We start from the raw sequence: 17,625 nt of genomic DNA, 5'->3' as shown, positions 1-17,625 counted from the left end.
CCTTTTTGTTTTAACATTTTTTTAGGAAACTGACCAAAAATAATGTGCCATAGAATTTCAGTCAATTGGGCAATATCAACAAGGGAAACGGCAGGTTAAAGAAGATAAACCAACCAATATGGAAATATTCAGAAATTTATTCGAAAGAACGGAGAAACCAAACGCACTTAGAGAAAACTCATTAGCATTGTGGTCACGTCGTATCAACCATGAACATCCGTCTGGCGTATAAATTAAAAGATAAAACGGTCGTTGTTTTTCAATGCCGCTATCATTATTAACAAAGTAAAGTCGGTGATTACTGAATAGGTTAATGGCTTATTCCAGAACCTCCTTAAGTTTCTCTTCCAATGCTAATCCTCTCAAATTTTTTGCGATAATCTTTCCTTCCTTATCCAATAAATAGTTTTTAGGAATAGCATCAATACCATATTGAGCAGCAATCTTCTGTGTGGTATCTAATAATTGTGCCCAAAGTAGACCGTCTGTTTTAATGGCCTTTTTCCAGGCATCGGCACTTTGATCTATAGAAACACCCAAAATTGTAAAACCTTTGTCTTTGTATTTTTCGTAGGCATTTACCAGATGGGGGTTTTCCTGTCTGCAAGGCATACACCAGGAAGCCCAAAAGTCTACCAAAACATATTGGCCTTTAAACGAAGAAAGTTTTAAAGGTATTCCTTCCGGCGTTTTCTCTTCAAAGTCAGAAGCAACCACACCAATTCCTGTTACCTTTCCTTGTTCAATTCTTTGCTTTACCATTTTACCAAACACGTTAGATTTAAGGTTTTCAGATAAAGCATTGTACAATGCCTCAATCTCCGGTACATTCATTTCGTCATTAGCCAGGTCGCTGTTTAGGTAATAAAGACTAATAAAGGATTGCGGATGGTTGGCCACAAATTTTTTGATGATACTTTGTCTTTCTTCCATAAGGGTACTATAGCGTTTCTGAAACGAAAGCAATACTTGCTGATCTGCTTTCTTTGCATCAGATAAACCTGCAAATTCCATATTCAAAGCTCCCAGCTTATCATTAATTGCTTTTGTGCCTGATTCAAATGCTGCATTGTCGTCAAAGATCTTCAAACCTTTTACACTAGCTCTGGCTATAGAATCTTTAGCTTGTAATGTTGCCTGACCTGGCTCTATAAAAAAGCGGTATACGTCTTTAGGTTCCTGACTTTTTAGAGAGTTACCCTTATGATCGAGCAATAAGATTGCAATACTGGGTTTGCTTAATGGAATATCCAAGTGGAACTGGCCGTTTTGTATAATGGCAGAATCTATTTTTTCGCCCTGATCTTGTAGGTGTACCAAGTATATTTTCTTGTTGTTATTCTTTGCATCTACCTGGCCTTTAAGGCTAAATTTTTCTTGAGCAAAAAGTAAGCTGGGGCTTAGTAAAAGTGCTAAAAGTATTTTCTTCATTGCTTTATTAAATCAGTTTTTGATAAGTTCTCCACCATAAGTCAGGCATCTCTCCACTAACGGCTAATTTATAATCTTCGTATAGACAAGGGATAAAATGGAAACGTTCGTTTTTAGAGCCGGCGGAAGGATATGGAACCTGCATCCACCATCTGTCGGTCTTTTTGCTTTTTACAAAAATAAGTTCATGTTCATTATTTTGCAGAGCAGTCTTATAAACAATATAATCGGATTTTGGATTCATTGGGAAATCTTTTTTACGGTTATAGAAGCCATCCATAAAGCACCATATCATTTGAGCGACGAGCATAGCTGTTTGACCATTTTGATCGCAGGCCGGGTTAAATTCATAAAAACCTATAGAACTTAATTTATCACTATAACCCGCATAACGACAAATCTGACAGGCTTCTTCTCCATAAAAACCATTTGGCATAGCATTCATATTGGCTATAGCATCTGCAGATCTGATGCTTCCGATATCAAAGCTGATCATATCTGCATTTCTTATACTGGGTTCCGCTAAATAAATAGCTCCGCTAACTTCCCCAAGTCTTAGTGTATCGAAGAATAATTTCTCCATAACCCTTAGGCTGTCCTGACTAACAAAATACGTTTGATAACCTAAATTACTAAAGTTGAACAGATAGTTAGGTTGATGAAGGAAAATACGGTTCAGATAAGATTCAGAATCGGTTTGAACACTTCCGTCGTCATAAATTTCATTCATATCAAAATGGGAATCCACTACCAACAGGTCAACTTTCTTTTCCAGACTTTCATATCCCATATATTGTCCGTATGTAATATCCTGGCTTCCGCCGATAATCACAGGCAAAATACCTTGTTTAATCAATTCAGATACGACATTTTTAACTGCAATATAGGTGTCAGATAACTGATGGCCGGGTAAGATATTACCCAAGTCTGCAATTTTCGATTTAAAAACGCCTTCATGGAGTGTATATAGCTTCTCCCGTATATAATCAGGGCCTAATGCACAGCCATTATTATTTGTACTTCCTCTGTCGTCTGCCACACCAATAATAGCAATATCAAATTCCTTAGAAGACAGATCTGGAAACTCTGTAGTATAAGTTTTTATTTTTGATCCTAGCTGACTGTTTAAATAGCCGTTTTTAGGGCTTATTTTATCTGCGTGTATAGGATTAAAGAAATCTGCTAAAGACATGTATAATAAAGTCTAAATTCAAAAGTTAAAAATCAAAAACACAAAGTGCACTAGTTATTTGTGTTAAAGAAATAGTAAAATCTAATTGCTCAATATAAAAACAAAAAACAGACTTATAGAAAATCAAGAAGGAATTATATTTTGATTACTCTACTAAAAGACCTGAATTTTGCAATTCATCAAATATCCGATTTTTCTCCAAAATAGCTATCGAATGTAAAAGTTGTTATGAATTTTTAACTATTTGCGTTACTTTGCTTTTAAATTACGACTTTATGATTCTAGTTACCGGGGCAACAGGTTTTTTGGGAGCGGAGCTAACACGTCAACTTATAACCAAAGGGTACAGCGTTAGATGTACTAAAAGAGAAAATTCTAATATTCCGGATATTTTGTTGCCTTTGTCCGGGAGTATAGAGTGGGTAGATGCGGATATCCTTGATCTGGCGAATCTGGAACAGGCAATAGAAGGCATACAACAGGTTTATCATTGTGCAGCAATGGTTTCTTTCAATAGAAAAAATGAAGATTTGCTAAATGAGATTAATGTTGAAGGCACAGCTAATATTGTGAATCTATGCCTCGAAAGAGATATCAGATTGGTTCACGTTAGTTCAGTAGCCGCAATAGGTAATCCAAAAGCGAATGAAGCAGCCAGCGAAAAGAATGTTTGGGATGCTTATGACAAAAATGGAGTCTATGCTATTTCTAAATATCGGGGCGAAATGGAAGTATGGAGAGGGATTGAGGAAGGTTTAAATGCCGTTATTGTAAATCCATCTGTTATTATTGGTGAAAATATAGGAAAAAGCGGGAGTGGGCAAATCTTCAATCTGGTATCAAAAGGCCTTAAATATTATACTAACGGAAAAATTGGTTTAGTTGATGTAAAGGACGTAGCCGGGGCAATGATTGCCCTAATGGAGAGCAATATAAGAGGAGAACGATATATCGTCAATGCCGAAAATTATACTTATCAACGGTTTTTCCATGAAATATTGGTAGCTAATGAAATGCAGATAAAACAAAAAGAAATTGCTAAATGGAAACTGATATTGGCTGCGAAAGTAAGTGTAATTGGCGATATGCTTTTGAGCAATAGTGCTGGTTTAAGTGCAGATGTGGTAACGGCAGCCTATAATCAGACTGAGTATAGCAATCAAAAAATTATAGATGCTTTAGATTTTGAATTTGAACCAATAAGTGACAGTATTGTTAATACGGTAAGAAATTTGAAAGGATAATTATATTAATAATGTCCTTTTAAGGAGTATATATTGATAGTGTTTTCTGTTACATCATAAATAATACGATGCTCTTTGTTTATACGTATCGACCATTGTCCGGAAAATTCATATTTTAATGCTTCGGGTTTACCAATTCCCTCATAAGGATGTAAAAGCATATCCGCTAAAAGAGCTTGTATCTTTTTCTGAATAATCTTATCACCTGATTTTTTCCAGAACTCAAAGTCTCTTTTTGCTTTTCCATGAAATATTATTTCCATAGATTGTTAACATCAACTTTGAGTCCCTTCTTTCCTGCTTTTCTTTCGGCAATTGATTTTTTTACTTCTGTAACAAAATCAGGATCGTATGAACTTTTATCGGAACTAATGACTTTTACATTAACTTTTTTGAGCAATTTAATAATAAATTCTTTCTCGTTATCTGGTACTTGTATAGTTAAAGTGGCCATAATTTCTGTGTTTTATACAAATATAGATAATTCATTCTGCAAAATAGTTACCAAAATACTTGTCTGCTAAAAGCGCTTATATCTTTTTCCGAATAATCTTATCAACTGATTTTTTCCAAAACTCAAAGTCTCTTTGATTTTTTCTGAATATACTTTGTCCGAGCAGTGGTTCCCTCAAGAGGCCTCTGATAAAGGAAATTCAACAATCAGAAGATAATAAGATTTAATGGAGATTGTGTCTGATTTGAAATTCGATCCAGTGCAAAGCATTTCTGCAATCCCAATAAGAAAACAGGATAATTCTAATTTCTTCCTTTTTTATTAAATCATTTTATGCAACTTTGGGCTTAAAATTTTTTTAGGTTTTGAATCAGTACTTTATAATAGATTTCGACAGTACTTTCACACAGGTGGAAGCATTAGACGAGTTAGCTAGAATCTCGTTAAAAGATCATCCCGAAAGAGAAGCTATCTACAAAAAAATAGAAGATTTAACTAATCAGGCAATGGAAGGGAAATTGTCTTTCTCGCAAAGTCTGGAAGGTCGTGTGAAATTATTACAGGCTAATAAAAATCACTTAAAAGAACTAGTTAAACACTTAAAAACCAAAGTTTCTTCATCATTTTCCAGAAATAAGAAATTTTTTAAAGATCATTCAGATGAGGTGTTGATTGTTTCTGGCGGTTTCAAGGAGTTTATAACGCCGGTAGTGACACCGTATGGGATAAAGAAAGAAAATATCTATGCAAATACCTTTGTTTTTGACGAAAAAGGGCAGATTATTGGTTACGACAGGTCGAATCCTTTATCTGAAGAGGGCGGGAAAGTAAAACTGTTGCAAAATAATCTGAATCTGCAAGGAGATATTTTTGGAATAGGCGACGGCTATTCTGATTTCCAGCTAAAGGAGTCTGGCCTGATTAAAAAATTCTTCGCTTATACAGAAAATATAGAACGTAAGACCGTTGCGGAAAAGGCTGACCATGTAACTCCCAGTTTCGATGAGTTTTTGTATATCAATCAGTTACCAAGGGCGATTTCTTATCCAAAGAACAGAATTTTATGTCTTTTGGTAGGGAATGTTCCACAAAAAGCTATAGACTTCCTGAAAACAGATGGTTTTTCTATTCGTCATAAAGAAACATTCGAGGAAAAATATGTGAAAGATGTAGGTATGTTGCTTTTGGCTGATGGCGAAAGTGTGTCTGACGAAACTTTAAGAAGAGCGGAAAAATTGAAGACTATCGGTTATTTTGGAAAAGCCAAGGGAAGAATTAATTACGACATTTGTGCCGAGAAAGGAATTGTCGTTTTTGAAAGTGCTAAATCAGCAACCGAGAATAAGAAAATTGTCGCAAGAAGAGTTGCCGATTTTATTAATACGGGAACAACATATAAAAGTTCTAATTTCCCTAATCTGCAATTGCCAAAGATGGATAATGCACACAGACTAATTCATATCCACAAAAATGTGCCAGGTGTAATGTCCGAAATTACAAAGGTCTTTGCCAAGCATAATATCAATATTGTGAGTCAGTTCTTAATGACCACACCAAGAATTGGTTACGTAATTACAGATATCAATAAGCAATATGACAAAGCAGTAATTAAAGAGTTACGGACTGTAGAAAATACCATAAAGTTTAGGATTTTATATTAATTTCCTTAAATTGGAAAAGGCATTTTGGTTAAATCAAAATGCCTTTTTTACTATTAACGCACTACAATCATGAACCAGGAACAACACGAGTTATTACCTATTTTAAATGCAGAAGAACAAAGAGTTTTAGGCAGTTTAATAGAAAAAAGCAGGACGACACCAGACTATTACCCGATGACTTTAAATGCCTTAACTGCTGCATGTAATCAAAAATCGTCCAGAAAACCTGTTGTAGACTATGATGAAGAAACCGTTGTTCTTACTTTAGATTCTTTAAAGAAAAAGAGACTTATCTCTACTGTAACAGGCGGTGGGAGCAGAGTGGTTAAATACAAACATAACTTTGCAATACTTTTTCCGGTTGTTCCATCAGATTTAGCCATTTTGTGTCTGCTGTTGTTAAGGGGGCCACAAACACCGGGAGAATTAAATACAAATTCGGGAAGGTTATATGAGTTTGAGTCTATAGAAGAAGTTATCGGAAATCTGGAAAGATTGTCTTCAGGAGAAATGCCTTACGTTGTTCAATTGCAAAAAAGAGCCGGACAAAAAGAAGCCAGATATGCTCACCTTTTAGGAGGAGAAGTCATAGCCGATGAGGATGATATATTTCAGGAAGAACCGGCAAGAAGAAATGTAAGCGAATTAGAACAAAGGCTTTCTGTAGTAGAACACGAGCTGGCAGAACTTAAAGAATCTTTTAATAAGCTAATGAAGGAATTGATGGGGTAATATTTCTAGTACTTTTTAAATCTTTGTTGTCTGGAAAAAATGGTAGATTATTTGGATTCGTTATAATGTAAAAAATTTGGAGGACTTAGCGTTTTTAATACTGTAAAATGTTGTATTTTTGCACCTATATTCTTGAATAATAAGCCCATGTTAGAGACGCTTGAAATTAAGACAACGAGAACAGAGAACTCTCGTTTATCATCTGTGGATTTTGACAATTTATCGTTTGGAAAGTATTTTTCTGATCACATGCTGGTCGCAGATTACGCAAACGGCAAATGGCAAAGCTGTGAAATTGTTCCTTATGGCAATTTCAGTTTAGATCCGGCGACTTCCGTTTTGCACTACGGACAGTCAATTTTTGAAGGGATTAAAGCTTATAAATTTGCAGATGGAACGGTCAGCATTTTCAGGCCAGACAAAAACTGGGAAAGATTCAACAAATCGGCAGTTAGATTAGAAATGCCTGAAGTTCCTAAAGAAATTTTTCTTGATGGTTTAAAGCAATTATTGGATTTGGACAGAGGTTGGGTGCCTGGTGCTGCGGGAACATCTTTATATATCAGACCGTTTATGTTTGCAACAGAAGTGGCTTTAGGTGTACATCCTTCTGTAGCTTACAAGTTTGTAATTATGACGGGTCCTGTAGGAGCTTATTATAACAAACCATTAAAACTAAAGGTTGAAACTCATTACACCCGTGCAGCAGAGGGAGGTGTAGGATTCTCAAAAAATGCTGGAAATTATGCGCTTTCTTTATATCCAACTAAAATTGCGAATGATGAGGGTTTTGACCAGTTAATGTGGACTGATGCAAAAGAGCATAAGTATATTGAAGAAGCAGGTACAGCCAACTTGGTGTTTAGAATTGGAGATACCATAATTACTCCGCATGGAGATACCATTTTGCATGGAGTAACCAGAAGGACTATTATGGAATTGGCTGAACACTTTGGTTATAAAGCAGAACAAAGAAAAGTTTCTGTTCAGGAGCTTATTGAAGGTATTGAAAATGGAACTGTATTGGAAGCCTTTGCTGCCGGAACAGCTGCTACAATTACCCCAATTTCTACTATTGGGTACGAAGGTAAATTATATGAATTACCTCCGGTTGAAGGAAGAGAGTTTTCAGAGAAGGTGTTGGTATATTTAAACGACTTACGTTACGGACGAATTGCTGATGAGTTTGGCTGGAATTTTTTGGTAAAATAATAAAACAAAATACAAAGAAGAAGCCGATAATGAACTTATCGGCTTCTTTTGTATATACAATTTACTTCTTCTTCGGCTCTTCGTCCAAAGCTCTGTTTACCAAAGTTTCAAATTTGCGATAAAGCTCTTTTTTGTGGATGGCAGGATAAACCTGTGTCATTAAGATTGCAATAGATTTCCTGTTTGGATCTATCCAGAAGGTTGTATTAAATGCTCCTGCCCAGCTTAGTTTTCCTGGTTTTGCACCGTTTTCGGCTCCTTCCGCAGTAGTGATTTCAAGTCCTAATCCGAATTTATTGGCTTTTCCGACTTTAAGATTACCAATCTGATTAACAGTCATGGTATCTATGGTTTCCGGTTTTAATATGGTCTTTCCTGCGTAAGAGCCTTTATTTAATAACATTTGAAGGAATTTGGCATAATCATCAATGTTGGAAACTAAACCAGACCCGCCAGAAAGATAAGTCTTGGCGCCGCTTACAGGATAATTAATGGTGTTTTTACCCTGCACAGGTTCTGTTCTGATTAGTCTGCCTTCCTTAGTTTCGCTGTACATAGTTGCCAGTCTGCGTGTTTTTTGCGGAGGGAGGAAAAAATGAGTATCGTTCATTCCTAATGGCTCAAATATCTTTTTAATAAGTACGGAGTCTAAAGGTTTTCCTGAAGCGACTTCGATAACTCTTCCTAAAACATCGGTATTTAAACCATAATAGAATTTTGAATCCGGTTGAACACCTAAGGGTAAAGTTCCTAATTTTTGCATTACAGAATCAAGTACCAGTTTTTGAGTAGTTGCCAGGTCAGGAATATTGTTCTTATCATAAATCATTTTTAAACGCTTATCCCCAAATCCGTAGCCAATTCCCGAAGTATGCGTCATTAAATTGCGTACAGTAATTTCTTTTTTTGCAGGCACTGTGGTGTATGTCGTGTCGGCTTCATTAAAAGACGCCAAAACCTGTGCATTTTTAAATTGAGGAATGTATTTAGATACCGGATCATCCAGCTTTAATTTGCCCTCTTCTACCAATTGCAAAGCAGCGACAGATACTATAGGCTTTGTCATAGAAGCAATCCTGAATAAATCCATTGGAACCATCAGCACTTTATTTTCTCTATCTTTAAAACCTAATCCTTTATAATAAACAACCTGTCCTTCCTTTGCAACTAATGCTGTTGCACCGGCAGTCCAGTTATTAATAAGTGCCGAGCCTAATAAACTATCTAAACTATGCAGGTTTTCTTCTTTTATGCCTAACCTTTTCAGGTTGCTGGCTGCTACAAGTTTATTATTGACTTTTTCTGAACAAGAATTTAATATAATTGTAGCGGACAGTAGCAAAAGTACATTTGCAAATTTCTTTGTCATATTATTTTTCTTCTTTACGTTTTTGTCTTCTTAACTTTCTTTCTTCTCTTCTTTTCTGCCGTTCTTTAAATTTTTCTGCTGTAGCCTTAATTTCTGCTTCCTTTTCTTTCGTAATGCCAATTGTTTCCTTAAACCCCAAAAATATAACTTTCCACATCACATTGAAAAAAGAAGCATCGTGGGGTCGGCTGTAATATGGGTGAGATATTCGTACCGGTTCATCTTTAGTAGGATTAGATTCGTTAATAACTAGTGCATTAGCTAAAAATGATAATAAGCCCATTTTTCTGAAATTGGTTTTTTCTGATTCTTTTTTCATGAGATTTATTTTTAAATCATCATATAGAATCTTTACTGTTCCGCCTCCGCCCTGTGTATTGGCATTAACTGAAAAACTTAAATTAGTTATTTTTCCGGAAGCGAATGAAATCTTTGCCAATGGCTTTGAAATAGGATTTAGTGCATTTAATTCTAAGTTTTTTATACTTCCATCATATGAAAATGGAGCATTTTTGTCTAATACATTAAATTTAATATGGACGTTCAAATCAGCTCTTCCCAAAAAAGAAGTTTGAAGATAAGCATCTATATGTTTACGTTGGCTAAGCAAAACAGAATCATTTGTTACTCGCAGAATATGACCGTTAAGATTGTAAAAAGTAACAGTGCCTTTAGCTGCGGTATTGGGCATGTATTCCGAATAACGAATATCAATACCTTTTATGGCAACAGTATCGGTATTGACCGACCAGTTGATTCTTTTTAAGGCTACATGCGGGTAGTTTTGCGCTTTATCAATTAGTTTTTTTGGTTTTGCCCGATTGAGAAAAACGGCTAGTTTCCCTCTGTTTAAAGACAATTTCCGGGCGTTTATAGTTCTGTTATCTATCAGGCCATGAAAATCAATATCATCCAGCGAAATACTGTCCAAAACTAAACTATAGCGCTCATTTTGTCTTTCAAAAAGATTTGAAAACTCCATTTCCTTATATCTTGGTAATAATTGGAAGTCTCTTACAACCAGGTTTTTTTGTTCGGTAGATACATTTAGACCGCCTATCTTAATATGATATAAAGAATCTCCGGTAGGATATAAAAAATCACTGAGTTGTACAGCAATATTTTTTGAATGAAAAATCCGTGTAGAATCAAATTGAGATATTGAATCTATCAATATGTCTTTAACATTTATACTTACGCGATTTATCTTGGTTATTTCTGGTGCTTTAAGTGATTTATCAATGTAAGTGAAAGCAATTTCATTTAATATAAGATGGTCTAATTTGGCCGATTTTAGCGTGTTTTTAATTTTTTCGTATGTAGATCTATTGTCGATGCGTTTATTTAATTTATTCTTTAAACGCGTATAAGTGAGTGTGAGTTCAGGTTCTAAAATCTTAATCTCACGAATATCCAACTTTCTGTTCAGATAGACCTTTATTGGTTTGATATTTTTAATATTCAGTTCTTTGATCTTAAGGTTGAAAATATTTTCCGGAGCAATCCCTTGTTTGATCATTTTGAAATAAACGTTGGAATCGGCTTTAATATCAATGTTTTTGAAGTAAACGCTTCCAGTAAATAAGTTCAGATCTATATCTGAAAAATGAACTTTATACAAGCTGTCTGAAACATTGAGCACGGTGTTTTCTATGGTATTAGTGAGGATAGGTTTCCATCTGAAAGCAATAAATAAAACGGCTCCAACAAAAATAAAAGCAATAATAGAAAGTACAATAACCAGTCTTTTTAATTGATGTCTTTTCTTCGGTATAATGTTTTTTATCATGCAGTATAAATATATAAATAAATTAACGTTCAATAATTTGGCCGTAATTATTATTAGAAAATTATTAAAGCTGACAAACTGTCATTTTTTATAGAAAAAGGTTATCTTTGTATCCCAAATTATTAAGATGTTAGATTTAAATATTCCGTCTAAAGAACACGACGAAAGCAGGCAAGGAGAAGCTTTGGTTTTAGAATCGTCTAAAAACCATACAGGAAGGAAGCTTTATGTAGAGAGTTACGGTTGTCAGATGAATTTTTCTGATAGTGAGATTGTCGCGTCTATTCTTTCTGATGCAGGATTTGTAACTACGCCTGATTATACCGAAGCAGATGTAGTATTTATTAATACCTGTTCTATTCGGGAGAATGCAGAAGTAAGGGTTAGGAATAGACTGAAACAGTTTGGTGCTTCTAAAGTTAAAAAGCCAGATATGCTTATTGGTGTATTAGGATGTATGGCAGAACGCTTGAAGTCTAAATTCCTGGAGGAAGAAAAAATTGTTGACTTAGTAGTTGGACCGGACGCTTATCGTGACTTACCAAATTTGATTGGAAAAGTAGATGAAGGTAATAAGGCAGTTAATGTTTTACTTTCCAGAGAAGAAACTTATGCCGATATAAATCCGGTGAGATTGAACTCTAACGGAATTACTGCATTTATCTCTATCATGAGAGGTTGTGATAATATGTGTTCTTTCTGTGTAGTGCCGTTTACCAGAGGTAGAGAGCGTAGTCGCGATCCGTATTCTGTTGTAAAAGAAGCTCAGGATCTATTCGATGCAGGCTATAGAGAAGTTACGCTTTTGGGACAAAACGTAGATTCTTACAAGTGGAAATCGGGCGAAGAAGAAAGTGCGGAAAGCGTAAATTTTGCGCAGCTTCTAGAAAAAGTCGCTTTGGTGAGTCCGGAATTAAGAGTGAGATTCTCCACCTCTCATCCAAAAGATATTACAGATGAAGTACTTTATACCATGGCAAAGTACGAGAACATCTGTAAATATATCCATTTACCGGTTCAATCTGGAAATTCCCGAATATTGGAAGTGATGAACAGGACTTATGACAGGGCGTGGTATATGGAGAAAATCAATGCTATAAGAAGAATATTGCCAGAGTGTGCAATTTCTACAGATATTATAACCGGTTTCTGTACAGAAACAGAAGAAGAGCACCAGGAAACATTAAGTATGCAGGAGTTTGTGAAATATGATTTCGCTTATATGTTCTCTTATTCGGAAAGACCAGGAACACCTGCTGCTAAAAAGTTTGAAGATGATGTGCCTGAAGCTGTTAAAAAGCGAAGATTGGAAGAAGTAATCGCACTTCAGCAGCAACATGGCTATTACAGGTTACAACAACATATAGGCAAAGTGGAAAAAGTGCTGATAGAAGGATTTTCCAAAAAATCTAAAGAAGATTACTGCGGAAGAAACGATCAAAACTGTATGGTGGTATTCCCCGTATCCGAAACCTACAAACCTGGAGAATATGTTAACGTTTTGATTGAAAGAGGAACCAGTGCTACACTAATTGGCAAAGTTGTTTAATCAGATAGATGTGAGATATGAGTATTGAGTAATGAGACACCTGTATGTTGGACTCTATACGCAATACTCACTTCTCAATACTCAAAAGAAATGGATGTACAGGATATAAAACAAAGGTTCGGCATTATAGGTAACTCTATATTGTTAAATAGAGCTATAGATATTGCCAGACAGGTTGCTCCAACAGATATTACAGTTTTAATTACAGGAGAAAGTGGTTCGGGAAAGGAAGTATTTTCACATATCATCCATCAATTAAGTGCCCGTAAGCATGGGCCGTTTATTGCGGTAAACTGTGGGGCTATTCCAGAAGGGACTATAGATTCTGAGCTTTTCGGCCACGAAAAAGGTTCTTTTACCGGAGCACATGAAGCCAGAAAGGGTTACTTTGAAGTAGTAAACGGTGGCACTATTTTTTTAGATGAAGTAGGAGAGTTGCCTTTGGGTACACAGGCAAGATTGTTGCGTGTTTTAGAATCCGGCGAATATATACGTGTAGGCTCTTCCAAAGTGCAAAAAACAAATGTAAGAGTTATTGCTGCTACAAACGTAGATATGTATGAGGCTGTAAAAGCCGGCAAATTCAGGGAGGATCTTTATTACCGTTTAAATACCGTCCCTTTAAAAATACCACCTTTAAGAGAGAGAAAAGAAGACATCTATTTGTTGTTCCGAAAATTTGTTGCAGATTTTACAGATAAATATCGTTCACCTAATGTGACCTTGTCTCCCGATGCTATAGAAATTCTTACAAATTATTCCTGGCCGGGTAATGTTAGGCAGTTGAAGAATATAGCTGAGCAGATTTCTGTATTGGAAAAAGAAAGATATGTAACCGGTCCAACTTTATTACAGTATATTCCGGTAGAAAACGCTGGAACTTCCTTACCTATGATGATCGGGTCTTCGAAGAAAGAAGACTTTTCAGAAAGAGATCTTTTATATAAGGTACTTTTCGATATGAAAAAGGATATGATAGAGCTGAAGAAGCTGGTTGCAGAAATTATAAACAATGGAGGCAATGTTTCTGCTTTTGCTGAAAATAATCCTCATATCCTGAATACATTATATGATAACGATAGAGATATCCATCATCATATGTCAGATAATAATACATCTTTAACTATACAGCCACCTCTTTCAAGAAATGACGATTACAGAATAGCCGATACAGAAGCCGAGGAAGTAGAAGAATCTCTGTCTTTGGTAGATAAGGAAGCAGACATGATTAAAAAAGCTCTGAAGAAACATAAAGGCAAAAGAAAATCTGCTGCGGAAGAGCTGGGCATATCTGAACGTACCCTGTATAGAAAAATTAAGGAACTAAATCTCAGCTAATGAAGAGGAAATTTGCTTTATACTTATTATTGCCTTTGTTGTTTGCAGTTAAAGGTTGTGGGATTTATTCTTTTACGGGAGGGTCAATTTCAGCAGGAATGAAAACGGTATCGGTGTCACTTTTTGAAAATGTAGCACCCCTGGTTGTTCCTACTTTAAGCCAGGCTTTTACCGAATCATTAAAAGAGCGTATCAGAAATCAGACTTCCTTAAGTTTTATCAGAACAGAAGGAGATGCACATTTTGAAGGTAAAATTACCAGTTATACTATTCAGCCTGTTTCTATTCAGGGAGGTAATATGCCTACTGCAGAACAAAACAGGTTGTCTATAACCGTACAGGTAAAGTATGTAAATGCCATAGAACCAGATAAAAGTTTCGACCAGAGTTTTACCAGATATAAAGATTTCTCATCTTCTACTTCGTTTGCCAGTGTAGAGCAATCATTAATAAAAGATATAAATCAGCAACTAACAGAAGACATTTATAACAGAGCTTTTGCTAATTGGTAGTGTTTTATTAATTTCACAAGTCATAACAATAAGAGTGCAGCAAGAAGAGTTAAAAAATATAGAGGAGCCAGCTTTAAAAAGTCTTTTCGATTTAGAAGAGTTGGAAGAAAAGGATCTGGGAAAAATGGTAGCTTTAAAAAACGCCTATCCATATTGCCAGGCTTTTTATCTGCTGGCAGCCAGATGTGCTATAGGGACCTCTTCTTATGAAAAGCATTTGGCAGAAGCTGCTGCAATTGTACCCTCCAGAAACGTACTGTATGATGTGATTTTTAATCCGGAGGACTTTAGAACTTTAGATTTAAAAGGAGCAGAAACGGTAGAAGACATACAAGAAGAAGTTTTTGAAGAAATAGCTCCTCACTTAGAACCCGAGATTGTTCTTACTGCCGAAAAATCAAATGCTTTGTCAGAATCTGAAATCAATTTGGAGGAGATCACTTATGAATTGCCAATTGAAGCAGAAGAAATAGATTCAAAAAAGGAAATTCAGGAAGAAATTGTAAAACCTTTAACTGCCGAAGCTCCATATATTGAAACTTTAGGCGACGAATTTTTAAGAGAAGAAATAAGCCAAGAATTTGAAGCAGAAGGTAAGGAACCCGATGGAGAGCATCTGCCTGCAGTTAAGCAAGGGCACATCTTCAGATATCATGAAGATAGATTGCCTTATACTTTTTTGTGGTGGCTGAATAAGACAAGAAAGCAATACGAAAATATCAGACCGTATGCTGACTATTATTTAGATAATCCTGATCCCGTTCAGCAAGAGAAAGACGAACTCGAGCATCAGATAGTAGAAAATATCTTCCATTTAACTTCTGTTGATGAAGTTGAAGGAAATAAGCAAACGGTACATTTCGACTTCCTTAAAAAAGAACATCAGATTATTGAGCGATTTATAAAAGAGGAACCGCACATCACTGCGCCCAGAGCTGATAAAATTGATACGGAAAACAAGGCAAAGAAAAGTTCGGAAGATCATAACGAATTAGTATCGGAAACCCTGGCTAAAATATATGTAGAACAAATGCTTTATCACAAAGCCTTAGATATTTACAGAAAATTAAGTTTGAAATATCCGGAAAAAAACGCTTACTTTGCCAGCCAGATAAAATATTTAGAGTTAAAGGTTAATTAAAATATATGACGACTTTATTAGTTATACTAGCTATCGTAGTAGCTATCTTATTGGTACTTATTGTATTAGTGCAAAATCCTAAAGGTGGAGGCTTAACTTCAGGTTTTTCTTCATCTAATAATATCATGGGAGTTCAAAGAACTGGAGACTTTTTGGAAAAAGGAAGCTGGGGATTAGCAATTGCATTGTTTGTGTTGGCACTTTTAATTAACCTGAATGCTACGGCACCTGCAGGTAACAGTACTAGTCCTTCTAATTCAAGAATTCAGGAGCAAATTGATAAAACAGCAGTTCCATCTTCATTACCGGCAATGAAAGAAGGAAATACGGCTGATACAACTAAGAAATAATCAAGATTAATTTGTCGAGATATTTAAGCCACCTTTTTGGGTGGCTTTTTTATTTTGGAGGTTTGACTTCTAAATGTCTGGTTGACATATCTGCAGTTTTTCATTAATCACCTTTTTGTTATGTTAAACGAACTAAATTCCTCAAAGTAAACTAAGATGTTGTCTTAAACGATCCTGAAACAACTTTCTGAAAACTGGCTAAGCGAAGTTCGGTATTACCATAAGGTAATAATGAACTCGGGTTATCCGTTTTTGATAATAAATAATCCAGTTTCTGACTTTTCTTTATTGTGAAACCTCGGCTAAATCCCTATTTTGCAGAAATAACATAGCTATGTCAGTAAATTGTCGGTAACAGCTGTCAAGCTGGCACCAACACAGGATGAAATATTTACAGAACGATGCTTGTTTAGTGAAAATCTGTCATAAAATGGCTTTGGCATATTCTATGATATTGAAGGGTAAAACATTTAAAATATAAACTCAAAAAACTTAAAAGAATATAATTATGGCGTTAAACATTAAACCTATCGCAGACAGAGTAGTGGTAGAACCAGCTCCTGCAGAAGAGAAAACAGCTTCGGGAATTTATATCCCAGATACAGCAAAAGAAAAACCTCAAAGCGGTACAGTTGTAGCAGTAGGTAACGGTAAAGTAGACGAACCTTTAACGGTTAAAGTTGGCGACAAAGTGTTGTATGGAAAATATTCTGGAACAGAACTTACCTATGAAGGCAAAGAATATTTAATCATGCGTGAAGCTGATATCTATGCTGTGTTGTAGTATAAGATTTCAGTATTAAGTATCAAGATTTAACAAACTTTATAAATTATAAGTATGCAGGTGTCCTCAATACTTGCTACTAAGTGCTAAATACAAAAAAAGAAATGGCAAAACAAATCAAATATAACGTAGAAGCTAGAGACGCGTTAAAAAACGGTGTTGATAAATTAGCTAATGCAGTAAAAGTAACATTGGGTCCAAAAGGAAGAAACGTAATTATCGATAAGAAATTCGGTTCTCCGGTTGTTACTAAAGACGGTGTTACCGTTGCTAAAGAAATCGAATTAAAAGATGCTTTAGAGAACATGGGTGCACAAATGGTTAAAGAAGTTGCTTCAAAAACTGCAGATATCGCAGGAGATGGTACAACTACGGCGACTGTTTTAGCACAAGCTATTATCACTGCAGGTATTAAAAACGTAGCTGCTGGTGCAAATCCTATGGATTTAAAACGTGGTATTGATAAAGCTGTTGCTGTTGTTGTAGATAACCTACAATCTCAATCTCAAACTGTAGGTGAAGACAATAATAAAATCAAACAAGTTGCTTCTATCTCTGCAAATAACGATGATGTTATTGGTTCTTTAATTGCAGAAGCAATGTCTAAAGTTGGTAAAGACGGTGTTATCACTGTTGAAGAAGCTAAAGGTACAGAGACTGAAGTTAAAACTGTAGAAGGTATGCAGTTTGACAGAGGTTATCTTTCTCCTTACTTCGTAACCAATGCTGATAAAATGGAAGTAGAATTAGAAAACCCTTATATCTTAATCTACGATAAGAAAATCAGCAACATGAAGGAATTGTTGCCAGTATTAGAAAAACAAGTTCAAACTGGTAAACCATTGTTGATTATTGCTGAAGATTTAG

Annotated in this window: 18 protein-coding genes; 12 read left to right on the top strand and 6 right to left on the bottom strand. The window is 35.5% G+C overall.

Annotated features, from left to right (window positions below):
• Positions 1–118: 118 nt before the first annotated feature.
• Positions 119–232 (top strand): type II toxin-antitoxin system YoeB family toxin, encoded by a 114-nt coding sequence (locus ABWO41_RS17230; RefSeq protein WP_502945634.1) that lies wholly within the window; start codon positions 119–121, stop codon positions 230–232.
• Between the two features lie 86 nt (positions 233–318).
• Here the strand turns inward: ABWO41_RS17230 and ABWO41_RS06290 are convergent, their stop codons facing one another.
• Together ABWO41_RS06290 and ABWO41_RS06285 are read right to left on the bottom strand one after the other, a co-directional pair.
• A complete protein-coding gene (locus ABWO41_RS06290; RefSeq protein WP_353135129.1) occupies positions 319–1,431 on the bottom strand; it encodes a redoxin domain-containing protein in 1,113 nt (370 codons plus the stop codon).
• Positions 1,432–1,438: 7 nt separating this feature from the next.
• Entirely contained in the window at positions 1,439–2,623 is a 1,185-nt protein-coding gene (locus tag ABWO41_RS06285) for a formimidoylglutamase (RefSeq protein ID WP_353135126.1), read from the bottom strand.
• 275 nt (positions 2,624–2,898) lie between these two features.
• Here ABWO41_RS06285 and ABWO41_RS06280 point away from each other — a divergent pair, with 275 nt between their 5' ends.
• Positions 2,899–3,867, top strand: a complete 969-nt coding sequence (locus ABWO41_RS06280; RefSeq protein ID WP_353135123.1) for an NAD-dependent epimerase/dehydratase family protein — start codon at positions 2,899–2,901, stop codon at positions 3,865–3,867.
• Between the two features lie 5 nt (positions 3,868–3,872).
• Here the strand turns inward: ABWO41_RS06280 and ABWO41_RS06275 are convergent, their stop codons facing one another.
• The gene (locus ABWO41_RS06275; RefSeq protein ID WP_353135120.1) at positions 3,873–4,130 is read right to left on the bottom strand and encodes a Txe/YoeB family addiction module toxin; all 258 of its coding nucleotides are present in this window, start codon (positions 4,128–4,130) and stop codon (positions 3,873–3,875) included.
• Positions 4,121–4,321, bottom strand: coding sequence for a DUF2683 family protein (locus ABWO41_RS06270; RefSeq protein WP_353135117.1), 201 nt, complete (start codon positions 4,319–4,321; stop codon positions 4,121–4,123). Before ABWO41_RS06270 ends, ABWO41_RS06275 begins: the two co-directional genes overlap by 10 nt.
• A 365-nt stretch (positions 4,322–4,686) precedes the next feature.
• Here ABWO41_RS06270 and ABWO41_RS06265 point away from each other — a divergent pair, with 365 nt between their 5' ends.
• From ABWO41_RS06265 to ABWO41_RS06255, 3 genes are all read left to right on the top strand, one after another.
• Entirely contained in the window at positions 4,687–5,982 is a 1,296-nt protein-coding gene (locus ABWO41_RS06265) for an HAD-IB family phosphatase (protein ID WP_353135114.1), read from the top strand.
• Between the two features lie 69 nt (positions 5,983–6,051).
• Entirely contained in the window at positions 6,052–6,714 is a 663-nt protein-coding gene (locus tag ABWO41_RS06260) for a YceH family protein (RefSeq protein ID WP_353135111.1), read from the top strand.
• Between the two features lie 147 nt (positions 6,715–6,861).
• Positions 6,862–7,926 (top strand): branched-chain amino acid aminotransferase, encoded by a 1,065-nt coding sequence (locus tag ABWO41_RS06255; protein WP_353135108.1) that lies wholly within the window; start codon positions 6,862–6,864, stop codon positions 7,924–7,926.
• 61 nt (positions 7,927–7,987) lie between these two features.
• On the opposite strand, the gene ABWO41_RS06250 is transcribed toward ABWO41_RS06255, so the two are convergent.
• On the bottom strand, positions 7,988–9,295 hold the full coding sequence (locus tag ABWO41_RS06250) for a serine hydrolase domain-containing protein (RefSeq protein WP_353135105.1): 1,308 nt from the start codon (positions 9,293–9,295) through the stop codon (positions 7,988–7,990).
• A 1-nt stretch (position 9,296) separates the two neighbouring features.
• The gene (locus ABWO41_RS06245; protein WP_353135102.1) at positions 9,297–11,084 is read right to left on the bottom strand and encodes a hypothetical protein; all 1,788 of its coding nucleotides are present in this window, start codon (positions 11,082–11,084) and stop codon (positions 9,297–9,299) included.
• 127 nt (positions 11,085–11,211) lie between these two features.
• On the opposite strand from ABWO41_RS06245, the gene miaB reads away from it, so the two are divergent.
• The 7 genes from miaB to groEL all read left to right on the top strand — a co-directional run.
• Complete coding sequence (miaB, locus tag ABWO41_RS06240; RefSeq protein ID WP_353135099.1) at positions 11,212–12,633, top strand: tRNA (N6-isopentenyl adenosine(37)-C2)-methylthiotransferase MiaB; 1,422 nt, start codon at positions 11,212–11,214, stop codon at positions 12,631–12,633.
• A 90-nt stretch (positions 12,634–12,723) separates the two neighbouring features.
• Complete coding sequence (locus ABWO41_RS06235) at positions 12,724–13,971, top strand: sigma-54 interaction domain-containing protein (protein ID WP_353135096.1); 1,248 nt, start codon at positions 12,724–12,726, stop codon at positions 13,969–13,971.
• Entirely contained in the window at positions 13,971–14,483 is a 513-nt protein-coding gene (locus ABWO41_RS06230; protein WP_353135093.1) for an LptE family protein, read from the top strand. Before ABWO41_RS06235 ends, ABWO41_RS06230 begins: the two co-directional genes overlap by 1 nt.
• A complete protein-coding gene (locus tag ABWO41_RS06225) occupies positions 14,470–15,624 on the top strand; it encodes a DUF8458 domain-containing protein (RefSeq protein WP_353135090.1) in 1,155 nt (384 codons plus the stop codon). Before ABWO41_RS06230 ends, ABWO41_RS06225 begins: the two co-directional genes overlap by 14 nt.
• Positions 15,625–15,629: 5 nt before the next feature.
• The gene (gene secG, locus ABWO41_RS06220) at positions 15,630–15,974 is read left to right on the top strand and encodes a preprotein translocase subunit SecG (protein ID WP_353135087.1); all 345 of its coding nucleotides are present in this window, start codon (positions 15,630–15,632) and stop codon (positions 15,972–15,974) included.
• A gap of 508 nt (positions 15,975–16,482) precedes the next feature.
• Positions 16,483–16,758 carry a co-chaperone GroES gene (locus ABWO41_RS06215; protein WP_353135084.1) on the top strand — a complete coding sequence of 92 codons (276 nt, stop codon included), beginning with the start codon at positions 16,483–16,485 and terminating at the stop codon, positions 16,756–16,758.
• Between the two features lie 104 nt (positions 16,759–16,862).
• On the top strand, positions 16,863–17,625 hold a 763-nt coding region (groEL, locus tag ABWO41_RS06210), incomplete at its 3' end, for a chaperonin GroEL (RefSeq protein ID WP_353135081.1).

The organism is Pseudopedobacter sp. (assembly GCF_040392825.1).
GTDB lineage: Bacteria > Bacteroidota > Bacteroidia > Sphingobacteriales > Sphingobacteriaceae > Pseudopedobacter.
This window is presented reverse-complemented; position numbering and strand designations above follow the sequence as displayed.

Excerpts from the sequence above, each read along its gene's own strand:
- ABWO41_RS17230 (WP_502945634.1), top strand. The coding sequence starts at position 119 with ATGGAAATATTCAGAAATTTATTCGAAAGAACGGAGAAACCAAACGCA.
- ABWO41_RS06290 (WP_353135129.1), bottom strand. The coding sequence starts at position 1,431 with ATGAAGAAAATACTTTTAGCACTTTTACTAAGCCCCAGCTTACTTTTT.
- ABWO41_RS06285 (WP_353135126.1), bottom strand. The coding sequence starts at position 2,623 with ATGTCTTTAGCAGATTTCTTTAATCCTATACACGCAGATAAAATAAGC.
- ABWO41_RS06280 (WP_353135123.1), top strand. The coding sequence starts at position 2,899 with ATGATTCTAGTTACCGGGGCAACAGGTTTTTTGGGAGCGGAGCTAACA.
- ABWO41_RS06275 (WP_353135120.1), bottom strand. The coding sequence starts at position 4,130 with ATGGAAATAATATTTCATGGAAAAGCAAAAAGAGACTTTGAGTTCTGG.
- ABWO41_RS06270 (WP_353135117.1), bottom strand. The coding sequence starts at position 4,321 with ATGGCCACTTTAACTATACAAGTACCAGATAACGAGAAAGAATTTATT.
- ABWO41_RS06260 (WP_353135111.1), top strand. The coding sequence starts at position 6,052 with ATGAACCAGGAACAACACGAGTTATTACCTATTTTAAATGCAGAAGAA.
- ABWO41_RS06255 (WP_353135108.1), top strand. The coding sequence starts at position 6,862 with ATGTTAGAGACGCTTGAAATTAAGACAACGAGAACAGAGAACTCTCGT.
- ABWO41_RS06250 (WP_353135105.1), bottom strand. The coding sequence starts at position 9,295 with ATGACAAAGAAATTTGCAAATGTACTTTTGCTACTGTCCGCTACAATT.
- ABWO41_RS06245 (WP_353135102.1), bottom strand. The coding sequence starts at position 11,084 with ATGATAAAAAACATTATACCGAAGAAAAGACATCAATTAAAAAGACTG.
- miaB (WP_353135099.1), top strand. The coding sequence starts at position 11,212 with ATGTTAGATTTAAATATTCCGTCTAAAGAACACGACGAAAGCAGGCAA.
- ABWO41_RS06235 (WP_353135096.1), top strand. The coding sequence starts at position 12,724 with ATGGATGTACAGGATATAAAACAAAGGTTCGGCATTATAGGTAACTCT.
- ABWO41_RS06230 (WP_353135093.1), top strand. The coding sequence starts at position 13,971 with ATGAAGAGGAAATTTGCTTTATACTTATTATTGCCTTTGTTGTTTGCA.
- secG (WP_353135087.1), top strand. The coding sequence starts at position 15,630 with ATGACGACTTTATTAGTTATACTAGCTATCGTAGTAGCTATCTTATTG.
- ABWO41_RS06215 (WP_353135084.1), top strand. The coding sequence starts at position 16,483 with ATGGCGTTAAACATTAAACCTATCGCAGACAGAGTAGTGGTAGAACCA.